The organism is Sphingopyxis sp. (assembly GCF_035250425.1).
Taxonomy (GTDB): domain Bacteria; phylum Pseudomonadota; class Alphaproteobacteria; order Sphingomonadales; family Sphingomonadaceae; genus Sphingopyxis.
This window is the reverse complement of sequence record NZ_DATFFD010000061.1, coordinates 1-2326: the sequence shown is the minus strand read 5'-3', so window position 1 is coordinate 2326 and position 2326 is coordinate 1. Positions and strand designations below refer to the sequence as shown.

Annotated in this window: 4 protein-coding genes; 1 reads left to right on the top strand and 3 read right to left on the bottom strand. The window is 64.6% G+C overall.

The window, feature by feature from the left end; translation table 11 throughout:
* The first annotated feature begins 223 nt into the window (after nucleotides 1-223).
* Complete coding sequence (locus VJ811_RS03775; protein ID WP_324070944.1) at nucleotides 224-430, top strand: hypothetical protein; 207 nt, start codon at nucleotides 224-226, stop codon at nucleotides 428-430.
* Nucleotides 431-588: 158 nt separating this feature from the next.
* Here the strand turns inward: VJ811_RS03775 and VJ811_RS03770 are convergent, their stop codons facing one another.
* From VJ811_RS03770 to VJ811_RS03760, 3 genes are all read right to left on the bottom strand, one after another.
* Entirely contained in the window at nucleotides 589-939 is a 351-nt protein-coding gene (locus VJ811_RS03770; protein ID WP_324070943.1) for a DUF2200 domain-containing protein, read from the bottom strand.
* 158 nt (nucleotides 940-1097) lie between these two features.
* Nucleotides 1098-1982, bottom strand: coding sequence for a phosphoserine phosphatase SerB (gene serB / locus VJ811_RS03765; protein WP_324070942.1), 885 nt, complete (start codon nucleotides 1980-1982; stop codon nucleotides 1098-1100).
* Nucleotides 1983-2080: 98 nt separating this feature from the next.
* The coding region (locus tag VJ811_RS03760) for a hypothetical protein (RefSeq protein WP_324070941.1) at nucleotides 2081-2326 on the bottom strand (246 nt) is incomplete at its 5' end.

Genomic DNA, 2326 nt, shown 5'->3' with positions numbered 1-2326 from the left:
GCCCGCGATGTTCACCCGCGAACTCGCCGCCGAACTGCTCGTCCAGCCCTTCGCCGCGACGATCGACGCCGGCCGCTACTGGCTCACCCGCCTGATGTCGCGCCCCGAAAGCGACGCGATGCTGCGCTTCCGCGGCTGGCTCACCGATGAAATCGCCGCGACTGCATAGCGATCCCGCTTTCCGCTCTAGACAGAATCACTACCCCGCCGCTACCCGGCCGCCATGGGTATCACCGCGACAATCATGAACACCGCCACCGGCCAGCCGATCCAGAAAATGACCTTCGGCCGCATGCCGAAACCCTGGGCCAGCTTCAACCTCGCGACCGGCGAACTCGTCACCGCCGAACGGATCGACGTGGGCAAGCCCGAACCGGGCAAATTCGCCGCGACGGTCCATGTGTGGGTCAAGGTCAAGGCGCAGGGCTGACGCCAATTCCGTGGGCGCGGCGGCCGCTTCCAATCGCGGCCCCGAGACAGGTTTCGCACCATTGTTTACGACGTAAACATCGATCCCATTTGAACGACATCAATGTTAACATTGTTAATATGGCAAGAGAGGTCGCGTGATAACACCATCGTTCGTCGTCAGGTCCGCAATATCTTCTCCATCGCCTTGCCCTTGGCGAGTTCGTCGATCAGCTTGTCGAGATAGCGGACCTCGCGCATCAGCGGGTCTTCGATATTTTCGACGCGAACGCCGCAGACCACGCCCGTAATCAACTCGCGCGACGGGTTGAGCGCGGGCGCTTGCGCAAAGAAATCCTCGAAATTCGTTCCCTTGGCGAACTCGCCCTCGAGCGCCTTCTGGCTATATCCGGTCAGCCAGCGGAAAATCTCGTCGACCTCGGCCTTGGTCCGCCCCTTCTTCTCCGCCTTGGAGATATAGTGCGGGTACACGCTCGCGACGCTGATCGAATAGATGCGGTGCTTCGTCATGGGACCTCCACACCGGACACCATAACCATCGCCCGACCCTTCGTCATCCCGGACTTGATCCGGGATCCACGACGACGGCGCAGCTATGGATCCCGGATCAAGTCCGGGATGACGATGAAAGGAAGGTCAGCTTCCGGTCGTTCGCCGCCGCCATCACCCTACCCCAACACCCAGCTCCGCCGCGGATAACCCTGCGCCCACAATAGCGCCGTCAAATCGTGATGCCGGATCACCGCCGCCGCCGCCTCGCCCGCCGCGGGGTGCGGATAATAGCCGATCCCCAGCCCCGCGCTCGTGATCATCGGAATGTCGTTCGCGCCGTCGCCGACCGCCAGCGTCTCGGCGAGCGGCAGCCCGTGCTTCGCGGCCTCTGCCTTCAACGTCTCCAGCTTGGTCGCGCTATCGACGATCGGCTCGCGCACCTTGCCCGTCAGCTTGCCGCCCGCGATCTCCAGCTCGTTCGCGACCACCTTGTCGAACCCGATCGCCTCGGCCACCGGCCCGGCAAAGGCGGTGAAGCCGCCCGAAATCAGCACCGTATGCGCGCCATGCGCCTTCATCGTCTGCACCAAGGTCCGCGCGCCGCGCGTCAGCCGCACGCGCTCCATCCGGCAATCGACCAGCGTCGACTCGGGCATTCCCGCGAGCAATCCGACACGTTCCTCCAGCGCGGCGCGGAAATCGAGCTCGCCGCGCATCGCGCGCTCGGTGATCGCCGCGATCTGCGGCTTCAGCCCGGCATAATCGGCGAGTTCGTCGATGCACTCGACGGTGATCATCGTCGAATCCATGTCGGCGATGAACAGCTTCTTGGTCCGGTCGCCCAGCGGCTGGACGACGATGTCGAGCGAGCCATGGTCCATCAGCGCCAGTTCCTTGCGCGCGCTCACCAGGCTGCCGTGAAAGACAATATCCGCCGCGTCATGCTCGTCGATCCAGTGCGGGGCGCCGACATCGTGCCCCGTCGCCGCCAGCCGGTCGATCCCTTCGCGAACCACCTCGTCGGTCAGCTTTCCTGCTGCTATCAGCGTCGCGACGAACATGACATCTCCTTCTTTCTCGACCGCCAGGACGCGGCCTCCCGTGGCACTTATCGCCGGACCCACCGCCAGCGGCAAGAGCGGATCGGCAACCGGGTCGATCAACCGCGCCGCGACCATCGCCGACTGAGCCCGCGCGACACGCCATATCCCGCCAGCAGCGCGACGAGCAGTGCCGGCAGCACGCCTTCGGGAACCTGCCGCCCCTCCGCGAGCATTCGCACATTGGATCGCAGCGCCGCCCATTTATGCACCGACGCCGCCGCGAACGCCGGGTCGGCGTAAAGGTCGGCGATGTCACGGCGGCTGCGATAGCGGACGATCACCATCCGCTCCATGTCGATATC

What these genes read in the sequence shown, in the direction of transcription:
- VJ811_RS03775 (WP_324070944.1), top strand. Translation starts at nt 224, where the DNA reads ATGGGTATCACCGCGACAATCATGAACACCGCCACCGGCCAGCCGATC.
- VJ811_RS03770 (WP_324070943.1), bottom strand. Translation starts at nt 939, where the DNA reads ATGACGAAGCACCGCATCTATTCGATCAGCGTCGCGAGCGTGTACCCG.
- serB (WP_324070942.1), bottom strand. Translation starts at nt 1,982, where the DNA reads ATGTTCGTCGCGACGCTGATAGCAGCAGGAAAGCTGACCGACGAGGTG.